The organism is uncultured Sphingobacterium sp. (assembly GCF_964277905.1).
Taxonomy (GTDB): domain Bacteria; phylum Bacteroidota; class Bacteroidia; order Sphingobacteriales; family Sphingobacteriaceae; genus Sphingobacterium; species Sphingobacterium siyangense.
The window spans coordinates 1-20,697 of record NZ_CAXYKD010000032.1; the positions used below are offsets into that span (position 1 = coordinate 1).

At 39.3% G+C, this 20,697-nt stretch carries 20 protein-coding genes and 1 riboswitch; of the genes, 7 read left to right on the forward strand and 13 right to left on the reverse strand.

The annotated features are described in order from the left end of the window. The first annotated feature begins 108 nt into the window (after positions 1–108). From secG to groL, 3 genes are all read left to right on the forward strand, one after another. Complete coding sequence (secG, locus tag ACHWSC_RS14685; protein WP_394677256.1) at positions 109–522, forward strand: preprotein translocase subunit SecG; 414 nt, start codon at positions 109–111, stop codon at positions 520–522. A gap of 302 nt (positions 523–824) precedes the next feature. Beyond that, a complete protein-coding gene (gene groES, locus ACHWSC_RS14690) occupies positions 825–1,100 on the forward strand; it encodes a co-chaperone GroES (RefSeq protein ID WP_088160030.1) in 276 nt (91 codons plus the stop codon). Between the two features lie 167 nt (positions 1,101–1,267). Continuing rightward, positions 1,268–2,905: a chaperonin GroEL gene (groL, locus tag ACHWSC_RS14695; protein WP_070561631.1), complete on the forward strand. Its 1,638-nt coding sequence runs from the start codon at positions 1,268–1,270 to the stop codon at positions 2,903–2,905. Between the two features lie 60 nt (positions 2,906–2,965). Here groL and ACHWSC_RS14700 read toward each other — a convergent pair whose 3' ends face one another. The 5 genes from ACHWSC_RS14700 to ACHWSC_RS14720 form a co-directional block, all read right to left on the reverse strand. Next, a complete protein-coding gene (locus tag ACHWSC_RS14700; protein WP_159731427.1) occupies positions 2,966–3,340 on the reverse strand; it encodes a hypothetical protein in 375 nt (124 codons plus the stop codon). 56 nt (positions 3,341–3,396) lie between these two features. After that, positions 3,397–5,097, reverse strand: coding sequence for a gamma-glutamyltransferase (gene ggt / locus ACHWSC_RS14705; RefSeq protein WP_394677257.1), 1,701 nt, complete (start codon positions 5,095–5,097; stop codon positions 3,397–3,399). A gap of 62 nt (positions 5,098–5,159) precedes the next feature. Beyond that, the gene (locus ACHWSC_RS14710; RefSeq protein WP_075990824.1) at positions 5,160–5,486 is read right to left on the reverse strand and encodes a nucleotide pyrophosphohydrolase; all 327 of its coding nucleotides are present in this window, start codon (positions 5,484–5,486) and stop codon (positions 5,160–5,162) included. Positions 5,487–5,502: 16 nt separating this feature from the next. Further along, entirely contained in the window at positions 5,503–5,961 is a 459-nt protein-coding gene (dtd, locus tag ACHWSC_RS14715; RefSeq protein ID WP_075994611.1) for a D-aminoacyl-tRNA deacylase, read from the reverse strand. Between the two features lie 140 nt (positions 5,962–6,101). Then, complete coding sequence (locus ACHWSC_RS14720; protein ID WP_394677258.1) at positions 6,102–8,537, reverse strand: TonB-dependent receptor; 2,436 nt, start codon at positions 8,535–8,537, stop codon at positions 6,102–6,104. A 54-nt stretch (positions 8,538–8,591) separates the two neighbouring features. Next, positions 8,592–8,717, reverse strand: a riboswitch (TPP riboswitch). Positions 8,718–8,945: 228 nt separating this feature from the next. Here ACHWSC_RS14720 and ACHWSC_RS14725 point away from each other — a divergent pair. From ACHWSC_RS14725 to ACHWSC_RS14735, 3 genes are all read left to right on the forward strand, one after another. Then, a complete protein-coding gene (locus ACHWSC_RS14725; protein WP_394677259.1) occupies positions 8,946–10,121 on the forward strand; it encodes an amidohydrolase family protein in 1,176 nt (391 codons plus the stop codon). 118 nt (positions 10,122–10,239) lie between these two features. Further along, positions 10,240–10,521 carry an acylphosphatase gene (locus ACHWSC_RS14730; protein WP_046674815.1) on the forward strand — a complete coding sequence of 94 codons (282 nt, stop codon included), beginning with the start codon at positions 10,240–10,242 and terminating at the stop codon, positions 10,519–10,521. A gap of 44 nt (positions 10,522–10,565) precedes the next feature. Next, positions 10,566–12,035 (forward strand): lipopolysaccharide biosynthesis protein, encoded by a 1,470-nt coding sequence (locus ACHWSC_RS14735; protein WP_394677308.1) that lies wholly within the window; start codon positions 10,566–10,568, stop codon positions 12,033–12,035. Between the two features lie 67 nt (positions 12,036–12,102). Here ACHWSC_RS14735 and dusB read toward each other — a convergent pair whose 3' ends face one another. The 6 genes from dusB to trmD all read right to left on the reverse strand — a co-directional run bounded on the left by dusB (position 12,103) and on the right by trmD (position 17,268). Next, positions 12,103–13,098, reverse strand: a complete 996-nt coding sequence (dusB, locus tag ACHWSC_RS14740; RefSeq protein ID WP_394677260.1) for a tRNA dihydrouridine synthase DusB — start codon at positions 13,096–13,098, stop codon at positions 12,103–12,105. 184 nt (positions 13,099–13,282) lie between these two features. Next, positions 13,283–14,065, reverse strand: coding sequence for an indole-3-glycerol phosphate synthase TrpC (gene trpC, locus ACHWSC_RS14745; RefSeq protein ID WP_394677261.1), 783 nt, complete (start codon positions 14,063–14,065; stop codon positions 13,283–13,285). A gap of 11 nt (positions 14,066–14,076) precedes the next feature. Continuing rightward, positions 14,077–14,652: an aminodeoxychorismate/anthranilate synthase component II gene (locus ACHWSC_RS14750; protein ID WP_070561612.1), complete on the reverse strand. Its 576-nt coding sequence runs from the start codon at positions 14,650–14,652 to the stop codon at positions 14,077–14,079. Continuing rightward, positions 14,639–14,932: a chorismate mutase gene (locus ACHWSC_RS14755; RefSeq protein ID WP_075990830.1), complete on the reverse strand. Its 294-nt coding sequence runs from the start codon at positions 14,930–14,932 to the stop codon at positions 14,639–14,641. The genes ACHWSC_RS14750 and ACHWSC_RS14755 overlap by 14 nt, the downstream gene beginning before the upstream one ends. Next, positions 14,929–16,332, reverse strand: a complete 1,404-nt coding sequence (locus ACHWSC_RS14760; RefSeq protein WP_394677262.1) for an anthranilate synthase component I family protein — start codon at positions 16,330–16,332, stop codon at positions 14,929–14,931. The genes ACHWSC_RS14755 and ACHWSC_RS14760 overlap by 4 nt, the downstream gene beginning before the upstream one ends. A 258-nt stretch (positions 16,333–16,590) precedes the next feature. After that, entirely contained in the window at positions 16,591–17,268 is a 678-nt protein-coding gene (gene trmD / locus ACHWSC_RS14765; RefSeq protein WP_394677263.1) for a tRNA (guanosine(37)-N1)-methyltransferase TrmD, read from the reverse strand. Positions 17,269–17,352: 84 nt separating this feature from the next. On the opposite strand from trmD, the gene ACHWSC_RS14770 reads away from it, so the two are divergent. Beyond that, positions 17,353–18,984, forward strand: coding sequence for an ABC-F family ATP-binding cassette domain-containing protein (locus tag ACHWSC_RS14770; protein ID WP_075994613.1), 1,632 nt, complete (start codon positions 17,353–17,355; stop codon positions 18,982–18,984). A gap of 123 nt (positions 18,985–19,107) precedes the next feature. On the opposite strand, the gene gndA is transcribed toward ACHWSC_RS14770, so the two are convergent. Both gndA and ACHWSC_RS14780 read right to left on the reverse strand, forming a co-directional pair. Continuing rightward, entirely contained in the window at positions 19,108–20,523 is a 1,416-nt protein-coding gene (gndA, locus tag ACHWSC_RS14775; RefSeq protein ID WP_394677264.1) for an NADP-dependent phosphogluconate dehydrogenase, read from the reverse strand. Then, positions 20,510–20,692 (reverse strand): hypothetical protein, encoded by a 183-nt coding sequence (locus ACHWSC_RS14780; RefSeq protein WP_183043864.1) that lies wholly within the window; start codon positions 20,690–20,692, stop codon positions 20,510–20,512. Before ACHWSC_RS14780 ends, gndA begins: the two co-directional genes overlap by 14 nt. Between the last annotated feature and the right edge of the window lie 5 nt (positions 20,693–20,697).

Sequence of the window (20,697 nt, forward strand, 5' to 3'; positions counted from 1 at the left end):
GCAATAGAGGTTTACAAAAAATTAGTTTTGAAATATCCAGAAAAAAATGCTTACTTTGCGGCACGCATAACAGAATTAGAAAAGAAATTAAATTAATAACATAAAGAGATGCAAGGATTATTAATCGGTCTAATCATATTAGCTAGTATTATTTTAGCGTTTTTGGTTTTAATCCAAAATCCAAAAGGAGGTGGTTTGTCATCTGGTTTTTCAGGTGGAACGAATCTTATGGGAGTAAAACGTACAGGTGACTTTTTGGAAAAAGGTACCTGGATCATGGTTATTGCCATTATGGTATTTAGCTTAGGTGTAAATGTTATTGGTACGTCTCCAAGTACATCTAAAGGTGGATTGGGAGGTCAAATTGAAGCGCCTAAACAACAAGGTCCATTGAATTTGGGTACTGGACAACAACCTGCTGGTGCTCCTGCGGGACAAGAGCAAGCTGCTCCGGCTCAATCGCAAGAAAAGGCCCCAGTGACTACACCGGCAACAAAACCAGCAGAAGAAGCTAAGAAATAGTTGTCAGTAAAGAATTATGAGCCCCGTTTGTTTTCACAGACGGGGCTTTTTTATGTTGGGTATTTTGTCTAAGGCAGACCTGTACCGTTAATTTTATTGGGAGGGCGGTCGACGGAAGTAAGACTGGCAGGCCGGGAATGACAGTGTGACAGCAAAATGAATTTTTGTCGATGGAGATATTAACTTTTCTGTGAAAAATTGTCTTATAAGCTGTCTTATTTACAATTGGCATAAAAGATGATGTGTTTATAACGATTATAACATTAAAATAAATTCAATAACAGATAAAAAGTAAATTAATTATGGCATTAAGTATCCAACCTATCGGAGATAGAGTAGTAGTAGAGGCTGCTCCTGCAGAAGAAAAAACAGCTTCAGGGTTATATATTCCCGATACAGCGAAAGAAAAACCATCTCAAGGTACAGTAGTTGCTGTAGGTACAGGTAAAGTTGACGAGCCGTTAACTGTTAAAGTTGGTGATAAAGTATTGTATGGAAAATACGCAGGTACTGAAATCACTTATGAAGGAAAAGAGTACTTAATTATGCGTGAGTCTGATATTTACGCTGTTATCTAATTAATACGAACAGGTTATTTAAAAATGAGCTTGCTGGCTCAAATAGGAATTCAATAGATTATTCTAGTGAAGTTTTAAAATTAGACGTATTAAAAGATAAAATTGGTTTACGGTTCTATTTCAACGCCTAATTATGCTTCTTAGAAATACTAAATACTCATATAACAATGGCAAAACAAGTAAAATATAACGTTGAGGCTCGCGAGGCCCTTAAAAAAGGTGTAGATACTTTAGCTAATGCAGTTAAAGTAACATTGGGTCCTAAAGGACGTAACGTAATTATTGAGAAAAAATTTGGTGCTCCAGTAATTACTAAAGATGGTGTTTCGGTAGCGAAAGAAATCGAATTGAAAGACGCTTTAGAAAATATGGGTGCACAAATGGTAAAAGAAGTAGCTTCCAAAACAGCTGATCAAGCTGGTGACGGCACTACAACTGCTACAGTATTAGCGCAAGCAATCGTTGCTCCAGGTATCAAATCTGTGGCAGCTGGAGCTAATCCAATGGATCTAAAACGTGGTATTGACAAAGCTGTTGCAACTGTTGTTGCTAACTTGAAATCTCAATCTCAAGAAGTTGGTCAAGACAATAATAAAATTAAACAAGTTGCTACTATTTCAGCGAACAATGACGAAGTAATTGGTGCTTTGATCGCTCAAGCAATGGAAAAAGTAGGTAACGACGGTGTTATCACTGTTGAAGAGGCAAAAGGTACTGAAACAGAAGTAAAAACTGTGGAAGGTATGCAATTTGACCGTGGTTATTTATCGCCATATTTTGTGACAAATTCTGACAAAATGGAAGCGGAATTAGATAACCCATACATCTTGATCTACGACAAGAAAATCAGCAACATGAAAGAATTGTTGCCTATCTTGGAGAAACAAGTTCAAACTGGTAAACCATTATTGATCATTGCTGAAGACTTAGATGGTGAGGCACTAGCAACATTAGTTGTTAATAAAATCCGTGGTTCGTTGAAAGTTGCAGCTGTTAAAGCTCCAGGTTTTGGTGACCGTCGAAAAGCAATGTTAGAAGATATCGCTATCTTAACTGGTGGTACTGTTATCTCTGAAGAAAGAGGTTTCAAATTAGAGAATGCTGAGTTATCTTACTTGGGTCAAGCTGAAAAAGTTCAAGTTGACAAAGATAACACAACTATTATCAATGGTTCTGGTAATGTAGAGGATATCAAAGCACGCGTTGCTCAAATCCGTTCACAAATCGAAACAACAACTTCTGATTACGATCGCGAAAAACTACAAGAACGTTTGGCAAAATTGTCAGGTGGTGTAGCTGTGTTATATGTAGGTGCGACTACTGAGGTTGAAATGAAAGAGAAAAAAGACCGTGTTGATGATGCTTTACATGCAACTCGTGCAGCTGTTGAAGAAGGTATTATCGCTGGTGGTGGTGTTGCATTCATTCGCTCAACTGAAGCTTTGGTAAACCTTAAAGGTGACAATGAAGATGAGCAAATCGGTATTGACATCATTAAACGTGCTATCGAAGAGCCATTACGTCAGATCTGTAATAACGCTGGTATTGAAGGTGCAGTAATCGTTCAGAAAGTGAAAGAAGGAACTGCAGATTTCGGTTACAACGCGCGTACAGACCGTTACGAAAACTTAATCGCTGCTGGTGTAATTGATCCAACTAAAGTATCTCGTGTAGCATTGGAAAATGCAGCTTCAGTTGCTTCAATGTTATTGACTACGGAGTGTGTATTAGCTGACGAAGCTGAAGAAAACCCTGTAGGTGCTGGTGCTCCTCCAATGGGTGGCGGTATGGGTGGAATGATGTAAGATTCATCCTTATAAAAAAAACCTGTTATCTTAGATAACAGGTTTTTTTATGTCTTGTACTTAATGACGCCTTCTATATTTCTCGTAATAATGATCGTACTCTCGAGGTGAATAATTACGTTTAGTACCCCATTCCTGCAGCTCATCATTAAAAAAATGTAACCAATATTGACGCAATCCTGAGGCTGAATCTACTGGATTTTCAAGTTGAGGAGTATTGTATTCGTATATTTCTAAGATGCCTTCCTGATACTTCTTAGCAGCCACAATAGCATCTGGTTTTCCAAGTTTTTGAATAACTTGTGCTTTGGTCATACCAACTTGTATCTTTGTAAGATCAGGCCCTTGAAGTATTTTGCAGTTTGAAAATAAAATCAACGTAAATATGGTCGCTAATGTTGCTCTGAAAATCCTGTTGTAGTTCCTTTGAATCATAATATGTTATTTCTTGTAAGATAGGGATTGTATCAAATAGTTTAATCATTTTTAATCTAATAACCTTTCGCTGTATCGTCTCCACGTGGGTCGGCTCCTGTCTGTAATTTACCATTTGGTAATACAAGTATATTCTCCACACGGCCGATTGTCCCTCTCGGATTTATCGTATAGCCATCTTTTGTCAATTGGCCACGTAAATTGGCATTGATAGCGTTATTTTCGACATCAATGCGATCAGGAAGCCATTGATGATGAAATCTTGGCAGACTCACAGCAGATTGTGCATTTTGTCGGAAGTCAATAACGTTGAGGATAGTCTGAAAAACAGAGGTAATGATGGTTGATCCCCCCGGGGTTCCCACAACCATGAATAGTTTGCCATCTTTTTCTACAATAGTGGGTGTCATTGAGCTGAGCATTCTTTTGCCGGGCTGAATCTCGTTCGCTTTTTCCCCTGTAAGCCCATACATGTTTGGGACACCGGTCTTCACCGAGAAATCATCCATTTCATTGTTTAGGAGAAAACCTGCGCCGGCCACAAATACTCCCGAGCCATAAGAATCATTGAGTGTTGTTGTAATGGATACTGCATTCCCTTGCTCGTCTACGATATTGAAATGTGTCGTTTGTTCACTTTCATAGCCAGGAATGACATCTGCATTGACATCTTTGCTTAATGTCGCTTTACGGAAATTGAATGAATTGAGTTTATGTGCATTTGAGCTGGAGTCAATAAGCTGTTGGACGGGTACCCTAATAAAATCAGGATCTCCTAAATATTTGGCCCGATTGGCATATACATAGCGTTCAGCTTCGACCATGACACGAATGGTTGAATCGGTTTGAAAGCCCCAGCGTTGAAGTGGAAACTGTTCGACTGATTTGAGCAAGGCCAAAAGAGATGTTCCCCCACTCGAAGGCGGCGGCATGGAAATAACTTTGTGCCCCCTGTAATTTGTGGAAATTGGGGTACGCCAAATTGCCTGATAATCCAGTAAATCTTGATGATTGATAATGCCTTTCCCTTTGTCCATTTCGGCAACAATTAAGTCGGCCGTTTTACCTTTATAGAAGCCGTCTCGCCCTTCTATCGCGATTCTTTCCAGCGTTTTCGCGAGTTCCTCCTGGATAAATGGGTCAGCTGTTTTCCAAGCTGTGGTTTTGATAATTGCAGCACCAGAGGGATTCAGCTTGACAAAACGATCTTTATGGCTTTCAAACTCATTGGCTTGTCGTTGACTGATTTTAAAACCTGTTTTGGCGAGCTGTATTGCTGGGAGTACGAGATCTTTCCATTGCAACTTGCCATACTTTCTGTGTGCTTCCCACATACCGGCAACAGACCCAGGGATGCCTGAGGCCAATTGACTGTAAAGACTCAACTCAGGAATAACATTACCTTGGGCATCGAGATACATATCCCGGGATGCTTTTTGAGGAGCTTTCTCACGAAAATCTAGGGCATCTAAATTACCCCGATGATCGCGGTAGAGCATAAAGCCGCCGCCGCCAATATTTCCTGCATTTGGATAAACAACTGCCAAAGCAAATTGCACGGCAACTGCAGCATCTATTGCGTTCCCACCTTGTTTTAAAATCTTTACGCCGACTTCTGAAGCCAAAGGATGCGCTGTAACTACGGCAGCCTTATTAAAAGTACTGGCCTGCTCGACCTTAGAATTTAGCTGTTGTTTTGTCGCACAAGAGGCAAGGCATATGCTCGCTATGAGCGAATAGGTTATGAATTTATACATCGTATTCGATTTAAAACTTTAAATATTATCTCAAAGATTTGTACAAACAATACTATCTCCAATTATTTAAGTTTTTCGTTGTTTTTATGGCGGTCGGCATCCCGAATTGATTTCTTTTGAAGATTTTGTTCCAGAGCTTCTGTTAGATCAATTCCCGTTTGATTGGCAAGACACATCAAAACGAATAATACATCGGCCATTTCATCTGCTAAATTGACTTCTTTGTCTGATTTTTTGAAAGATTGCTCTCCGTATTGTCGAGCCATTATTCGGGCAACCTCACCGACTTCTTCCATGAGTATTGCGGTGTTTGTCAGTTCGTTGAAATAACGTACTCCGGTACTATTGATCCATTTGTCAATAACCTCTTGTGCTTCTTTAATTGTCATCTTTTTCAATAAAAAATTAAAAGTTGTCCTTATCTTTTGTATCCATGACGATGGTAACTGGACCATCATTCAGTAGGTCGATTTTCATATCTGCTCCGAATATGCCAAGTTGAACCTCTTTTTGGAGCAATTGACTTAACAATAAAGCCATCTCTTCATACATTGGTTTGGCTTTATCCGGTCTTGCTGCTCTGATAAAAGAAGGTCTGTTTCCTTTTTTTGTTTGAGCAAAGAGGGTGAATTGTGAGATGAGTAAGATATTTCCGTCTATGTCCTGTATCGATTTATTCATCAGGCCCTGTTCATCCTCGAAGATGCGTAAGTTGATGAATTTCTGTCCTAACCATTTCAGATCTTCTGTTGTGTCAGCTTCTTCAACTCCTAATAAAATCATTAAACCCTTCTGGATCTTGCCTGTAATCTGATTATCTACCGTACAAGAGGCGTTTTTCACTCGTTGTATAACTGCGCGCATAATGAAAAGTATAAAACCAAAGGTAAAAATTCCGATTGTTAAACACGATGTAATGTGCAATTTATCCGCCATATTAAATAAAAAACGTCTCTTGCTTCCTCAGGAAAAAAGAGACGTTTTTTTATTTAAATAAATTGTTTCTAAAATTTGAAATTCAAGCCCAATAGGAAATTTGTTGGTGCTTGTGGGAAATAGAAATTATAATATTTTCGGGTATCACCTTCCATCCAACCAAAGGTGTAGCCATTGGCTTCGTACTTTTCGTTTAAGATGTTGTTGACCTGTAAAGTTGCACTGATGTTTTTGATACCTAATGCTGTAAAGCTATAATTTGCTAACAGATTGTTGACAAAATAAGAAGAAATGCTCCTCTCTTTCGCCGATGAATTATCTAGATATTGTGTTCCTACAAATTTGGATAGAAGAGAGAATGTAAGTGATGTTATCGGACTATAAGAAAAATTACTTGACAAAATCGTTCCCGGAGATAAAGCAATGTTTGTTTTTGAATAAAATATCCTTGTATCACCGATTACCTCTTCAAAGTCTTTAATTTTATTTTGGCTGAAACTAGCTGTTGCTTTCCAGTTGAACTGTTTGCTGATGTTCCATGATCCATCGAATTCAAGCCCCATTCTATAGCTATCTTTGACATTTTGTCGAATTGGAGAGCCAGTATCACTGATTTCGCCTGTTGGGATCAACTGATCTTTGTAAAACATGCCATATCCATTCAATCCGATGTTGAATTTTTCATTTGTAAAACGATAGCCAAATTCGATGTCCTGCATTTTCTCCGGGGTAGGGTCTGGTAAGGCGCTATTTTTCTCTATAAAATCCTTGCGAACAGGTTCTTTTTGTGCAAAGGCATAAGAAGCGTATACATTTGAATGGTCATTTAGCAAATAAGTTGCACCAGCTTTAGGGTTCAAGAAATTAAACTTAGGATGATAATTATAATTTTTCACCTTATCATCATCACCATACATGTGGTAATCTACATTCCGATATTGAATATCGGCCATTAATATCCACTTGTCTAGTTTGTAATCGACCTTTAAGAAATTACTGAAATCATTTTTTTGTGATTTCCCGAAGTAATATTTGTCGTCAAGAAAACCGGTTGATGCATATTGTGCCCAAATCACCTGGCCATAATGTTTTCCTTTGTATTGATTATAAGCTCCACCCCAAGTAATTTCAAGCTGATCATTCGGTCTGTAATTTAGGGCATAGGTCATGCCATAAAAATAATTATCAAGCCATCTCCTACGGACGAGATCTGTTTTTTGTATGGTATCTTTACCAATGATGACGTTAGTCAAACCGTATTTACTTAGTTTATCTCCCGGTCTCATTTCTTCATAGTAACCATAACCTCTTGTATAGTGTAGGGCTGTATTGAGTGTCAATTTGTCGTTCAGGATATTGGTATAATGAAGTTGATGATGTTTCTGCGTATAATTATCTGTTTGATTTTGATACGTATATAGATTATAATTCCGGCCAGCGTTCATGAAACGATCCTTCTCTGCGCCCGAGATTTCGAGTGCATTATCAGCATAGTCATCCATGCGCGATCGATCGCCAGTAATCAATGGTTCAGGAACGCCATTCCAGGCTTGATATGTCTTTTCTTTTCCCCAGAATACAATTCCTTTTAAAATATGTTTCTTGCCATAATAGCCTCCGTCCACATAGAAAGACTGTAAGTCTGAACTACCTCTCTCGATATAACCATCGCTATTGATTCGAGATAATCTGGCATTGAAGGCAAATTTGTCGTTAATTAGTCCGGTACCTACCTTGACTGTATTTTTCCAGGTATTGTAGGAGCCAAATGAATTGTTGAGTTCTGCGTAAGGGGTTTCGACTAAAGTATTGGACTGAATATTTAATGAGGCTCCAAATGATCCGGCACCATTCGTCGAAGTCCCAATACCACGCTGAACTTGGATGCTCTCGGTAGAAGAGGCAAAGTCGGGAAGGTTTACAAAAAATGAACCCATGCTCTCCGCATCATTTAAAGGGATTCCATTTAATGTTACGTTGATTCGTTGATTATCCGATCCCCTGATTGTCATTCCGGTATAACCTATGCCTGCACCGGCATCGGAATTGACCTGCACGGATGGAGTCTGATTTAAAAGGAATGGGATATCCTGGCCGAGGTTGTTACGCGTTATTTCTTCTTTGGAGATGTTTTTAAAGGTTGTAGGAGCATTTCTTTTGGCACGGGTAGATTGAACAAGCACCTCTTCCATTTGAATTGTACTAGGTTCTAACGCTACCGTAAGCTCCAAATTGTCTTTAACATCCACATTTTGGCTCCATGTTTTATATCCAAGAGAAGATACCTGGATCTGGTGCTTACCTGTATTGATACGATATAGTTTAATCAGCCCATTTTTGTCCGATTGGCCAGCAAAGGATGCTTGTCCATCTATAGATATGGAAACATACTGTAAGGGGGTCTGATTGGTATTGTCTACAGCTTTAATTGTCAGATTTTGTTGCGCAATGGCAATTTGGCTTGAAATAGTAGCTAAGGAGCTACAAATCAAAAATTTGATCATGGTAATGTATTTTGTTTGAGTTAAACAAATCATAGCAAGGGGTTACTATGACCGCACTATTTAACTAACCTCTCCCTACGCCAGCATTATCTGGATCAGGTGTACAGAATTTAATCTGTTGGGTATAATCTCAGCCTTTATTTGTGTTCCTGACAAAACAAGGCACCCCTATTCGATGCTGCGAATATATAAATTTAAAATTGAAATGAAGTATAAAGAAGTAATTTATGACAAATGGAAAAGAGCAGATTTGCGGTATTATTTCTTTTTGGTTAAAAATTTGTGCAAATTGTTGTTTTTGGTATTTATTGTTCTTTTTAGGTACCTTGGCATGAATTTTTCTACTAAAGGTATGTATTCATACAGGTCAAAAAATTTTAGTTACTAAATTGATAGTGAGGAGATAAAATGTTAAAATATTTAAGCGCTAATTATATTCTGCCGATTACTTCAATGCCAATAAAAGACGGTATTGTTTCGGTAGATGAGGAGGGGGTAATTCAAGGTATCTATGGCCCAACTTCATTTACACCTTCAGATAAAACGAAGGTTGAGAGATATGAAGGAGTGATAATTCCCGGTTTTATCAATGCACATTGCCACATTGAATTGTCGCATATGAAAGGTATTGTTCCTAAAGGTATGGGGCTCCCGAGCTTTCTCAGTAAGGTGATGACAACGCGGTCGGCATCGATGAAAAAAATAGATGACGCTATGGCCAAAGCCGATCGAGATATGTATGAAAATGGTATTGTCGCAGTTGGAGATCACGCCAACACTGATAATTCTTCAAAATTGAAGGAAGATTCGCAGATATTATATCACACATTTGTGGAGGTGCTCGGGATTGAACCTGAAGAAGCTGACTTTAAGTTAAAGGAGGCTAAATCGTTGACCCAAGAGTTTAGGAATGGGCATGTATCCATTACTCCGCACGCTCCCTATTCTTGTTCGAAGGTCCTTTTTAAAAAATTCAAGAAGATGGTTCCGGAAACAAATATTATCAGTATTCACAATCAAGAAAGTGAAGAGGAGAATAAACTGTTCCGTTATAAAATGGGTGAGTTCTTGGACTTTTATAAAAGTATAGGAAAAAATGCTGATGCGATTAAGGCGCAGGCAAGAAATTCGATTCAGTCTTATCTTCCTTATTTGCCTTATCCAAATAAATTATTGTTGGTTCATAACACCTATACCTCTCTTAAAGATTTGGATTTCGTAGAACGTATGGATCGTGATGTGATGTGGTGTCTCTGTCCAAAGGCCAACCTTTATATTGAGGGAACATTGCCAAAGGTTCAGAATTTTATGAATGCTGGACAGCGTTTAGTAATCGGAACGGACAGTTTAGCTTCAAACGATACATTGTCCATTTTGGAGGAGCTAAAGGTATTGCATGCGCACTTTGAGGATCTGGATTTCTTGCAGACTATTCAATGGGCTACAATCAATGGTGCTATCGCGTTGAACATTGAGGATGAATTTGGCTCCCTTGAAGTGGGTAAAAAACCTGGGATTGTGTTGTTGCAAGGTATGGAACACATGCGCCTAAATGAAGATGTTAAGGTAAAACGTTTAGCGTAGTATTTAATTCCCCAAAACTTCTGTACTTTTGCTCTTATTGAACCGTCCATGACTATAATAACGAAACTATAGTCATGGAAAGTTCCATCTGACCGATGGAAGAAAAAATAAGTTACAGATGAAACATTTGAATATTTCAATAAGAGGTAAAGTACAGGGTGTCTTTTTTAGATTGACAACCAAGGCGGTTGCAGATCAAGTCGGTGTTAGAGGCTTTGTTGTCAATTTAAAAGATGGTTCTGTCTATATAGAGGGCGAGGGCGACGATTTTGCGCTAGATTCACTATTGGAGTTCTGCCAAGAAGGACCCGAGGGTGCAATCGTTGAAAGTGTTGAGGTAAAGGAAGGCGAAATGAAGGGCTTTTCCAATTTTGAAGTAGTTAAAAGAGTTCAATCTTAAGCCGTTTCGCCTTGTCAGTACTTAAAAAATTCGCCGGACAGACCATGATTTATGGCCTGAGTACGATTATAGCCCGTATGCTGTATTTCGTCATGACGCCATTGTATGTCCTCAAATATCCACCTGCGTCCTACGGAATATTTACCAATATGTATGCCTGGGCGTCCATGATCAATGCTGTTTTGGCATTTGGTATGGAAACAACTTTTTTTAGGTTTCTCCAAAAAGTCGAAGAAAAGGATAAAAAGCAGGTTTTCAATAACAGTTTTATCGTCATTGCCTCTCTAGCAGTATTATTTTTTATAACGGCCTTTGTCTTTGCTGGCACTATTGGTAGCTGGTTGAATAAGGGAACTTACAATGCCGATTACGAGAGCTATGTGAAGTATTTTGCCCTGATATTGGCATTGGATGCTTTAGCTATTGTTCCTTTTGCGAAATTGAGATCGGAGGGAAGGCCTATTCGATTTGGTGCCATTAAATTGGCCAACATCGGTATTATGGTTGTTCTTAACCTGTTCTTTATTGCGCTAGTTCCCTATTTGATAAAAGATGGTGGTGCTTTGGGCACTTGGTGTTCCAGCTGGTATAGAAATGAATGGATAGGTTATGTATTTATTTCTAATATTGTGGCAAGTGCAGCAACCTTTCTATTGCTCCTTCCTGAGATGAGGGGTTTCTATTTTAAACCCGAAAAGCAGTTAATCTTAAAGATGCTTTCGTATAGCTTTCCGATTTTAATTGCCAATATTTCTTATATCATCAACGAAAATTTAGATAAAATTGTGTTGCCAATCTACCTGCCTAAGGATATTGGTGATCGCGATTTGGGGATCTATGGAGCCGTTGGAAAATTAGCGATGTTTCTGAGTATTTTTGTTCAGGCTTTTCGATTGGGTGCCGAACCATTTTTCTTTTCTTATGCAAAAAATGCTAATGCAAAGAAGACCTATGCGTTGATTATGGAATATTTCGTAATTGCCATGATGTTAGTTATGCTGGGGATTACAGCGAATATTGACTGGCTGAAGTATTTTATTAAAGGAAATGTGGAAACTCGTGACTTATATTGGTCTGGACTTTTCATCGTTCCGCTATTACTATTCAATTATGTGCTGCTGGGAATCTATATGAATCTTTCGGTATGGTATAAGCTTTCTGACCAAACGCGGTACGCTTTGTATATTTCATTGGTAGGCGCAGGAATAACTGTCGTTGCGAATTATTATCTGATTCCTAGATACAGTTATGTTGGAGCATCAATAGTCACATTTTTAGCCTACTTTTCTATGGTGGTGCTATCTTATGTATGGGGACAAAAACATTATCCTATACCTTATAAATTGGGCAAGATCCTGATGTATATAGTTGTAGGAATATGTTTCTCCTATCTATCCTTTTTTGTATTTAATCATAATACCTTCGTTGGTAATGGGCTTTTGATTGCTTACATAGGAGGTGTATTTCTGATGGAAAGAAATCAGCTCAAGCGATTCATAAAGAAAGACGCTTAAACGAAAAAAGGTCGTGCTAATGTTAACTTAGCACGACCTTTTTCTTTATAAATCGTAGACTTCAGGATTATACCATTTCTGCCGAGAAATTGTGTTCAATTTCATGAAGTACCTCAAGAATCTCTGCCTGGCTTTGAAGGCTAACCAATTTCATTCGGTGTTCTTTAAAGTTGGGGATTCCTTTGAAGTAATTCGCATAATGCCTGCGCATTTCAAAAATACCCAATTTGTCACCTTTCCATTCAATGGATTTGTTCAGATGTGTTCTGCAAACCTCGACACGTTCGGCAATAGTTGGTCCTTCTAAACGCTCACCAGTATTGAAAAAATGTTTTATTTCTCTAAAGATCCAGGGGTATCCGATTGCTGCACGGCCAATCATAATGCCATCCACTTCAAACTCCTGCCGCCATGCCGCAGCTTTTTCGACAGAGTCTACATCGCCATTGCCAAAAATTGGAATCTTGATGCGCGGATTGCGTTTGATATCACGAATCATAGACCAGTCGGCCTGACCTTTATACAGCTGCGCGCGCGTACGTCCATGAATCGCAAGTGCTTTGATCCCCACATCTTGTAACCTTTCGGCAACTTCGTATACATTTTTTGTGTTGTCATCCCAGCCAAGACGTGTTTTCACCGTTACGGGTAGATCCGTAGCCTCAACGACAGCTTTTGTCATTGCAACCATTTTATCGATGTCCTGTAGCAGGGATGAACCAGCTCCTTTACAGACTACTTTTTTAACTGGACAGCCGTAATTGATGTCGATTAAATTAGGCCCTGCTTTTGCGCAGATCTCAGCAGATTGACGCATACTTTCAATATCTCCACCAAAGATCTGAATGCCAATAGGACGTTCATATTCAAAAATATCAAGTTTTTGAATTGACTTTGCAGCATCCCGAATTAAGCCTTCCGAGGAAATAAATTCAGTATACATTAAATCAACACCATTCTGTTTGCATACATAGCGAAACGGAGGATCACTTACATCCTCCATCGGAGCTAATAACAATGGGAATTTACCCAAATCAATATTTTCACCAATCTTGACCGACATCTTCGATAATTTTTTACAAAGGTACAAAATTTGGCATTAGTATAAAGTTAGCTAACTGTCACGAGTTTAGAGCCGATTTTTGATCTCTTCAGATTCTGTCGAACGTTGACCGTTCGAATCGCCAACCCCGCCAAATCGATAGTTAAACGAGAGTATAGTGTCCTACTGTCAGGGTTCGATTTCCTTATATTTCTTTTACAAAGTCTTTGATAGCTTGTCCAGGATCGGCTGTCTTCATGAAATTTTCACCAATTAAAAATCCTTGGAATCCAGCTTTTTTTAGTGCTTTAATTGTCGAAGGATCAGATATACCGCTCTCAGATACTTTAATATATTCTGTTGGTATTTTGTTCAGGAGATCATAAGAATGCTGAATGTCGACAGAAAAATCTTTAAGGTTTCTATTATTGACACCAATTGCGTCAATGTCATCGAAAAGATTATCCAACAGTTCCTGTTCGTTGTGCACCTCAAGTAAAACATTTAAACCCAATTGGTGTGCATAGGCTGCAAATTCCTGTATTTCCTCCTTTTTCAGACATGCTGCAATTAAAAGGATGATATCTGCTCCATAAGCTTTCGCTTCGGTGATCTGATATTTATCCACGATGAATTCTTTTCTTAAGATAGGAATGCTAATAGCTTCGCGTGCTTTCGATAGATCTTCTAAATTGCCTTTGAAAAATTCGCTATCAGTAAGAACCGAGACTGCCGAAGCACCTGCCTCCTCGTATGCTTTTACAACATCTTCCACTGCTGAAGTACTATTGATGTCTCCTTTTGATGGCGATGCTCTTTTGTATTCCGCTATAATTCCTGTTTTTTCAGGATCAAGAATAGATTCTCTCAACGATAGACAAGCTACACTGAAATAGGGATAGTTTAATAGCTCTTCCAAAGGAACTAAAGCTTTTGCTTTTTCTACTTCTATTTTTTTTCGTTCAATGATTTTATCAAGTATAGTCATTTTTTTAGATGTTAGATTCCCAACCAGTTTTCAATTAATTTTTTACCATTTGTGGTCAATACCGACTCTGGGTGGAACTGCATTCCCCTTACATCGTATTCGGTATGGGTTAAGGCCATAATGATGCCATTCTCGTCGATCGCCGTTACCTTGAGGCTAGCTGGTAGGGTGTCTTTGTTTACAGCCCAAGAATGGTAGCGTCCAATTTTGGAATCTTTTGGGAAGTCCCGAAACAGTTTCTCTGACTCATCAACAACAGTAATATTTGTTGCTACGCCATGCAAAGGTTTTTCCATATTGAATAGTGTACCACCAAAGACTTCTGCAATAGCCTGTTGGCCTAAGCAAATGCCCAATATACTTTTATGTGGAGCGTAGGTACGGATAACATCAAGTAATAATCCAGCTTCTTCTGGAATACCTGGGCCCGGCGAAAGAAGTATTTTATCGAAAGCATCAATATCTTCCAGTTTAAATTTATCATTTCTCCATACAACATACTCTTGATCTAATTCCTGTAACAAATGGACCAAGTTGTAGGTGAACGAATCGTAGTTGTCTATAACGACTATTTTATTGTTGCTCATAACCTTTTGCTATAAAATCTTGATTAATATAATTTTCAATTTCCTGGAATATGGACTGAATAAATTCGATTGGCAAATGAAATCTTTTTGCTAGTAGGACATAATTACTGTCCAGGTTCCGTATAATATTCTGCTCTTCGTTTTGCTCATCCTCGAAGGACTTGCCTTTGCCGATATAGGTTTTTCGTAATGCCAATAGCTCAACGATGCGGTTGTCAATGGTGTCTACCGAATCATGGATATGTTGCTTGTTGACACAGTATTCCAATGGTCTGATCATAATGTTTCTGCTAATTGTAATGCTTTTCGTAGCGCAGCAATTTTGTTATTTACTTCTTGTAGCTCCATTTCGGGGTCTGAATCTAGTACGATACCGCCACCGGCCTGATAATGTAAGGTGTTTTGCTTACTTAGGAAGGAACGAATCATAATGGCATGATTAAAGTCTCCGTTAAAACCCATGAATCCAATTGCACCCGAATAAAATGAACGTTGTAATCCTTCATAACGATCAATCAATGTCAACGCCATATGTTTTGGAGCTCCTGAAAGCGTACCCGCTGGATATGTATCACCTACGATGTCAAATGGGTTGATATTATCTTTTAATGTGCCCGTTACTTTGGAGACCAAGTGGATAATATGCGAGTAATATTGTGGTTCCATGTAAGACTCAACTTTAACTTGGGTGCAATGTCTACTTAAGTCATTGCGGGCAAGATCGACGAGCATAACATGTTCGGAGGTCTCTTTTGGGTCTTCTTTGAGCTTGGTGGCTATCTTTTGATCTTCCTCCATGTTACCTGTCCGTTTGAATGTTCCTGCAATAGGGAAAATCGTCGCTTGTTTCCCGTGGATACGCAGTTGAGCCTCAGGCGATGATCCGAAAAGTTTAAAGTCACCATAATCAAAATAGAAAAGATAGGGCGAAGGGTTGATGGAGCGGAGCGCACGATAGACATTGAATTCATCACCGGAGAACGGTGTCTTAAAGCCTCTGGATGGAACGATCTGGAATACATCACCACGTTGGATATGCTCTTTCATCTTCTTAACCAACTGACGGTGTTCTTCATCGGTACGATTGGAGCTTTCCTCGCCAGCTAGTTTGAAGGTATATTCAGGAAAGTTTTTGTTCTGAATAAGGAACTGCATTCTTTCAAGTTCTGATTCTTCGTCATCCAACAGATGTTCAAAAATATAGAGTTGATTACGGAAGTGGTCGATGGCAATGACATATTTGTAAACATGATATTGCATAAACGGTATTTTCCGTGCCGGATCTACCATTGTTGTTAGTTTGATGTCCTCAAAGTGTTCAATACAATCGAAGGTGAAGTAACCAAATAGGCCATTGGAGATCAAGTTAAGTTCAGCAATTGTATGATCTTCGAAGGAATTCCTAAAATCGGAAACTTCTTGACGTAATTCGATTTCGTGCGCATTTTTTACGATACGTTCTTTACCCGGATAAGTGAGCGTCAGCTCTTTGTCATCGAGCTGGATTCCGGCGATTGGTTGACAACAGATGTAACTGATGTTGTTGTCGCGACTATGGTAGTCGGAGCTTTCCAGTAACAATGAGTTTGGAAAGATATCTCTTAGGCGAAGATAGATGCTCACTGGTGTAGTTGTATCCGCAAGCAACTTTCTGGTTTTTGTTTTGAATGTATACTTCATTTTTTGTGTCTTATCTTCTTGTTGTAAACTATGCATAAAAAAACCCCGATACTGGTCAGCATCGGGGTTGGAATTTCCATAAATGGTTTTGGTTGATTATGAAATATTATGACAATACCAATTAGTTCCCGATGCTTATTGCTTCAGGCCACCACCAATTTGTATTTGTATATCTTCGTGTCATTATTACACAAATTTATAAAAAAAAATAAATAAGCAAACTTTTTGTGACAAAAAAACAAAAATTCACCTTATTTCTTAATCATTTAATAAATCAGGACGTCTTTCTTGCGTTCTTTTTAACTGTTGTTCATCTTTCCATGCAGCGATTTTTGCCTCATGACCACTAAGGAGAATATCAGGTACTTTGTGGCCTTTCCAGTCTGCAGGGCGTGTATAGATAGGCGCATCTAGTAATCCATCCTGAAAAGAATCTGAAAGCGCGGATGTCTCATCCGACAAAACTCCGGGAATCAGACGGATAATAGCATCTGTAACAATCGCCGCTGGAAGCTCACCTCCAGACAGTACATAATCACCGACTGAGATCTCTTTTGTTACATAAATATCACGGATACGTTGATCTATTCCCTTGTAATGCCCACAGAGAATCATCATATTTCCTTTTGTAGATAATCCATTCGCAATATCCTGATTGAATGTTTCACCGTCGGGAGTCATGTAAATGATCTCATCGTATTCCCGTTCAGCTTGCAATTGCTCTATACACTTGGCAAAGGGTTCTATTTGAAGGACCATGCCCGATCCGCCCCCGTACGGATAATCATCGACACTTTTGTGTTTATTTGTTGAATAGTCTCTTAAATTGTGGACATATATTTCAGCCAAGCCTTTGTTCTTTGCTCGTTGCAAAATAGAGTGTGCAAATGGACTTTCCAAGAGGTCAGGTAAGACCGTAATAATATCAAAACGCATGGGGCAAAGATACACAAAAATGCACCATTGTCTATTTATAAGATTGATTCGCTTATCTTTGTGCCAAAATTAAGTGTATATACAGTGATTGACGTAAATAATATTTCTGTTTCCTTTGGGGGAACAACTCTTTTTTCAGATGTATCTTTCTCCATCAATGAGAATGATAAGATCGCATTGATGGGTAAAAATGGTGCTGGTAAATCCACCTTACTGAAAATTATCGCTGGAGTGGGTAAACCTACTACAGGTAATGTTGCTGGTCCGAAAGATGCCATTATAGCCTATTTACCGCAACATTTGTTAACAGAGGATAACGTGACTGTTTTTGAAGAAACATCAAAGGCTTTCGAAGAAGTCTATGGTATGCGTGATGAGTTGGAAAACCTGAATGAGCAATTAAATATCCGTACAGACTATGAGTCTGACGATTATATGCAATTGATCGAACGTGTATCCGAATTAAGTGAAAAGTTCTATTCGATTGAGGAAGTTAACTATGATGCAGAAGTTGAAAAGGTCCTGAAGGGGCTCGGTTTTGAGCGTTCGGATTTTACAAGACAGACTTCTGAGTTTTCCGGTGGTTGGCGGATGCGTATCGAATTAGCTAAAATATTATTGAAAAAGCCCGATTTGATTTTATTGGATGAGCCAACCAACCACATGGATATCGAGAGTATCCAATGGCTGGAAGATTTCTTGGTCAATTCGGCTAAAGCAGTTATCGTTATTTCGCACGACAGGGCATTTGTCGACAATATCACCAATCGGACCATCGAGGTGACGATGGGAAGGATTTATGATTATCGTGCCAAGTATAGTCATTACTTGGAATTACGTCAGGAGCGTCGCCAGCATCAGCTAAAAGCGTATGAAGAGCAGCAACGCTTTATTGCGGACAATCAGGAGTTTATCGATCGTTTCAGAGGTACCTATTCTAAAACATTGCAGGTGCAATCACGGGTAAAGATGTTGGAGAAATTGGAAATCATTGAAATCGACGAGGTAGATACTTCCGCACTGCGTCTTAAATTCCCACCATCCCCGCGCTCGGGTCAATATCCTGTTATCGTTGAGGATCTAACCAAGGTTTATGATGAACACGTCGTATTTCAAAAAGCAAATATGGTCATCGAACGTGGTGAAAAGGTCGCTTTTGTCGGGAAGAACGGTGAGGGTAAATCGACCATGATCAAAGCAATTATGGGGGAAATCGATTTCGAAGGTACGCTGAAAGTAGGGCACAATGCAAAAATTGGGTACTTTGCACAAAATCAGGCCGCATTGCTTGATGGAGAGATGACCGTTTTTGATACCATTGATCAAATCGCTGTAGGTGAAGTGCGTGTTAAAATGAAAGATCTTTTAGGAGCCTTTATGTTTAGTGGTGATGATACAACTAAAAAGGTGAAAGTGCTGTCCGGAGGAGAAAGAACACGTCTGGCGATGATAAAATTGTTGTTGGAACCGGTAAATGTATTGATTCTCGATGAGCCGACAAACCATTTGGACATGAAAACAAAGGACATTATCAAAGATGCTTTGAAAGATTTCGATGGTACGCTGATCCTTGTTTCACACGACCGTGACTTTTTGGATGGTTTGGCAGAGAAAGTCTTTGAATTCGGAAATAAACGCGTACGGGAGCATTTTGAAGATATTAAAGGTTTCTTGGAATACAAGAAGATGAGTAGCTTGAAGGATATTGAACGTTAGCATCTAAATAAACGTAGTATAAAACCCAATAGGGGATTCAGTTATTAAAAGCGGCTTTTTTATATAAAAGCCGCTTTTTTGCGTTTTAAATTAAGATTAATCGAATCTTCAAGCTTTTTTTTCTTAATCCCAAAGCGTGTGAAAGATACCTTCCCGATCAATACGTTCATAGGTATGTGCACCAAAATAGTCTCGTTGTGCTTGTATAATATTTGTAGGTAATTTTTCCGATCGATAGGCATCAAAATAAGAGAGTGCGTTTACGTATCCGGATACGGGTATCCCATTTGCGATAGCATCTTTCAATACCTCGCGAAGGCTGGCCTGCGTGCTCAGCAACTTTTGTGCAATGGTGCTATCGAGTAGGATATTGCGCAAGTCAGGATTAGCCGCATAGGCTTTTCTAAAATCCTCGAGCAAAGCCGCGCGAATAATGCAGCCGCCTCGCCAGACTTTGGTTACCACCTGTAAATCTAACTCATAGCTATAGCTTTCCGATGCAACAGTAAGCTGTGCCAAACCTTGCGCATAGGTCGTGATGATCACAAAGTACAATGCATTTTTTAAGCGAGAAATGAGTGTTGCTGCGGGGAGATCAACCGCTTGTCCATCCCATTGAAGTAATTTTGCCGCCTCCAAACGTTCAGGTTTGTATTTGGACATATCGCGCATATTGACCGCTGCATCAATCACCGGAACTGGCACCTGTAGATCCATCGCATTTTGCGAAGTCCATTTACCCGTTCCTTTTGATCTTGCCCAATCTGAAATCAGGTTCACCAAATACTGGTCACCTTCTTTTTTCTTTAGAATCTGAGCAGTAATCTCAAGCAAGAATGAGTTTAGTTCGCCCTTGTTCCATTCTTCGAAGGTCTGCTGTATGGTTTGGGTGTCAAAACCATATAATCTTTTCATCAGGTCATAGGTCTCTGCAATTAACTGCATGATACCATATTCGATACCGTTATGCACCATCTTTACATAATTTCCGGCCGACCCGTTGCCCAAAAATTCTACACAGGGTTCGCCGATTACCTTGGCCGAAACTGCCTCAAATATTGGCCTTAGTCTTTCGTATGCCTTTCTGTCGCCACCGGGCATCAAGCTTGGCCCGCGACGAGCGCCACTTTCTCCTCCCGATATGCCCATTCCGAAGAAATGTATACCCATAACGGAAAGCTCATTAAACCTTCTGTCTGTATCCGCGAAGTACGTGTTTCCGCCGTCGATGATGATATCTCCTTTATTCAAAAGCGGAACAAGGCTGGCAATTGCCATATCAACCGGCTTTCCGGCCGGTACCAATAGCATAATTGCTCTGGGTTGTTGCAAAGCCCCGATAAACTCTTCTACTTGGGTCGTCACTTTGATGCGATGTCCTTCGCTTGCTTCAGCTTCCAATGACTCAGCTTTCTGTGGATCTAGGTCTAGTCCTGCTACTGCGAAACCGTTGTCGGCGATGTTCAGCAATAAATTACGTCCCATTACGCCGAGCCCAACTATTCCAAAATCGTAGTTATTATTTTTATCTATACTCATCGTTTAATGCTGTTTTTCTAAGATGAAATTTACCATTTTTGTTTATACTATGAAAGACAATTATCAGCAGATCGGTATGTGGCACTTCTCTCACTTCAATTAGTTTGCTGGTATTGAGCCTTTTGTTGTAAACCAACAGATAATCCGTATATTGAGCTTTCCTAAACATCAATT

Bases quoted from the DNA above. Each gene is read 5' to 3' on its own strand.
- secG (WP_394677256.1), top strand. From the start codon at position 109: ATGCAAGGATTATTAATCGGTCTAATCATATTAGCTAGTATTATTTTA.
- groES (WP_088160030.1), top strand. From the start codon at position 825: ATGGCATTAAGTATCCAACCTATCGGAGATAGAGTAGTAGTAGAGGCT.
- groL (WP_070561631.1), top strand. From the start codon at position 1,268: ATGGCAAAACAAGTAAAATATAACGTTGAGGCTCGCGAGGCCCTTAAA.
- ACHWSC_RS14700 (WP_159731427.1), bottom strand. From the start codon at position 3,340: ATGATTCAAAGGAACTACAACAGGATTTTCAGAGCAACATTAGCGACC.
- ggt (WP_394677257.1), bottom strand. From the start codon at position 5,097: ATGTATAAATTCATAACCTATTCGCTCATAGCGAGCATATGCCTTGCC.
- ACHWSC_RS14710 (WP_075990824.1), bottom strand. From the start codon at position 5,486: ATGACAATTAAAGAAGCACAAGAGGTTATTGACAAATGGATCAATAGT.
- dtd (WP_075994611.1), bottom strand. From the start codon at position 5,961: ATGCGCGCAGTTATACAACGAGTGAAAAACGCCTCTTGTACGGTAGAT.
- ACHWSC_RS14720 (WP_394677258.1), bottom strand. From the start codon at position 8,537: ATGATCAAATTTTTGATTTGTAGCTCCTTAGCTACTATTTCAAGCCAA.
- ACHWSC_RS14725 (WP_394677259.1), top strand. From the start codon at position 8,946: ATGTTAAAATATTTAAGCGCTAATTATATTCTGCCGATTACTTCAATG.
- ACHWSC_RS14730 (WP_046674815.1), top strand. From the start codon at position 10,240: ATGAAACATTTGAATATTTCAATAAGAGGTAAAGTACAGGGTGTCTTT.
- ACHWSC_RS14735 (WP_394677308.1), top strand. From the start codon at position 10,566: ATGATTTATGGCCTGAGTACGATTATAGCCCGTATGCTGTATTTCGTC.
- dusB (WP_394677260.1), bottom strand. From the start codon at position 13,098: ATGTCGGTCAAGATTGGTGAAAATATTGATTTGGGTAAATTCCCATTG.
- trpC (WP_394677261.1), bottom strand. From the start codon at position 14,065: ATGACTATACTTGATAAAATCATTGAACGAAAAAAAATAGAAGTAGAA.
- ACHWSC_RS14750 (WP_070561612.1), bottom strand. From the start codon at position 14,652: ATGAGCAACAATAAAATAGTCGTTATAGACAACTACGATTCGTTCACC.
- ACHWSC_RS14755 (WP_075990830.1), bottom strand. From the start codon at position 14,932: ATGATCAGACCATTGGAATACTGTGTCAACAAGCAACATATCCATGAT.
- ACHWSC_RS14760 (WP_394677262.1), bottom strand. From the start codon at position 16,332: ATGAAGTATACATTCAAAACAAAAACCAGAAAGTTGCTTGCGGATACA.
- trmD (WP_394677263.1), bottom strand. From the start codon at position 17,268: ATGCGTTTTGATATTATTACGGTCTTACCTGACCTCTTGGAAAGTCCA.
- gndA (WP_394677264.1), bottom strand. From the start codon at position 20,523: ATGAGTATAGATAAAAATAATAACTACGATTTTGGAATAGTTGGGCTC.
- ACHWSC_RS14780 (WP_183043864.1), bottom strand. From the start codon at position 20,692: ATGTTTAGGAAAGCTCAATATACGGATTATCTGTTGGTTTACAACAAA.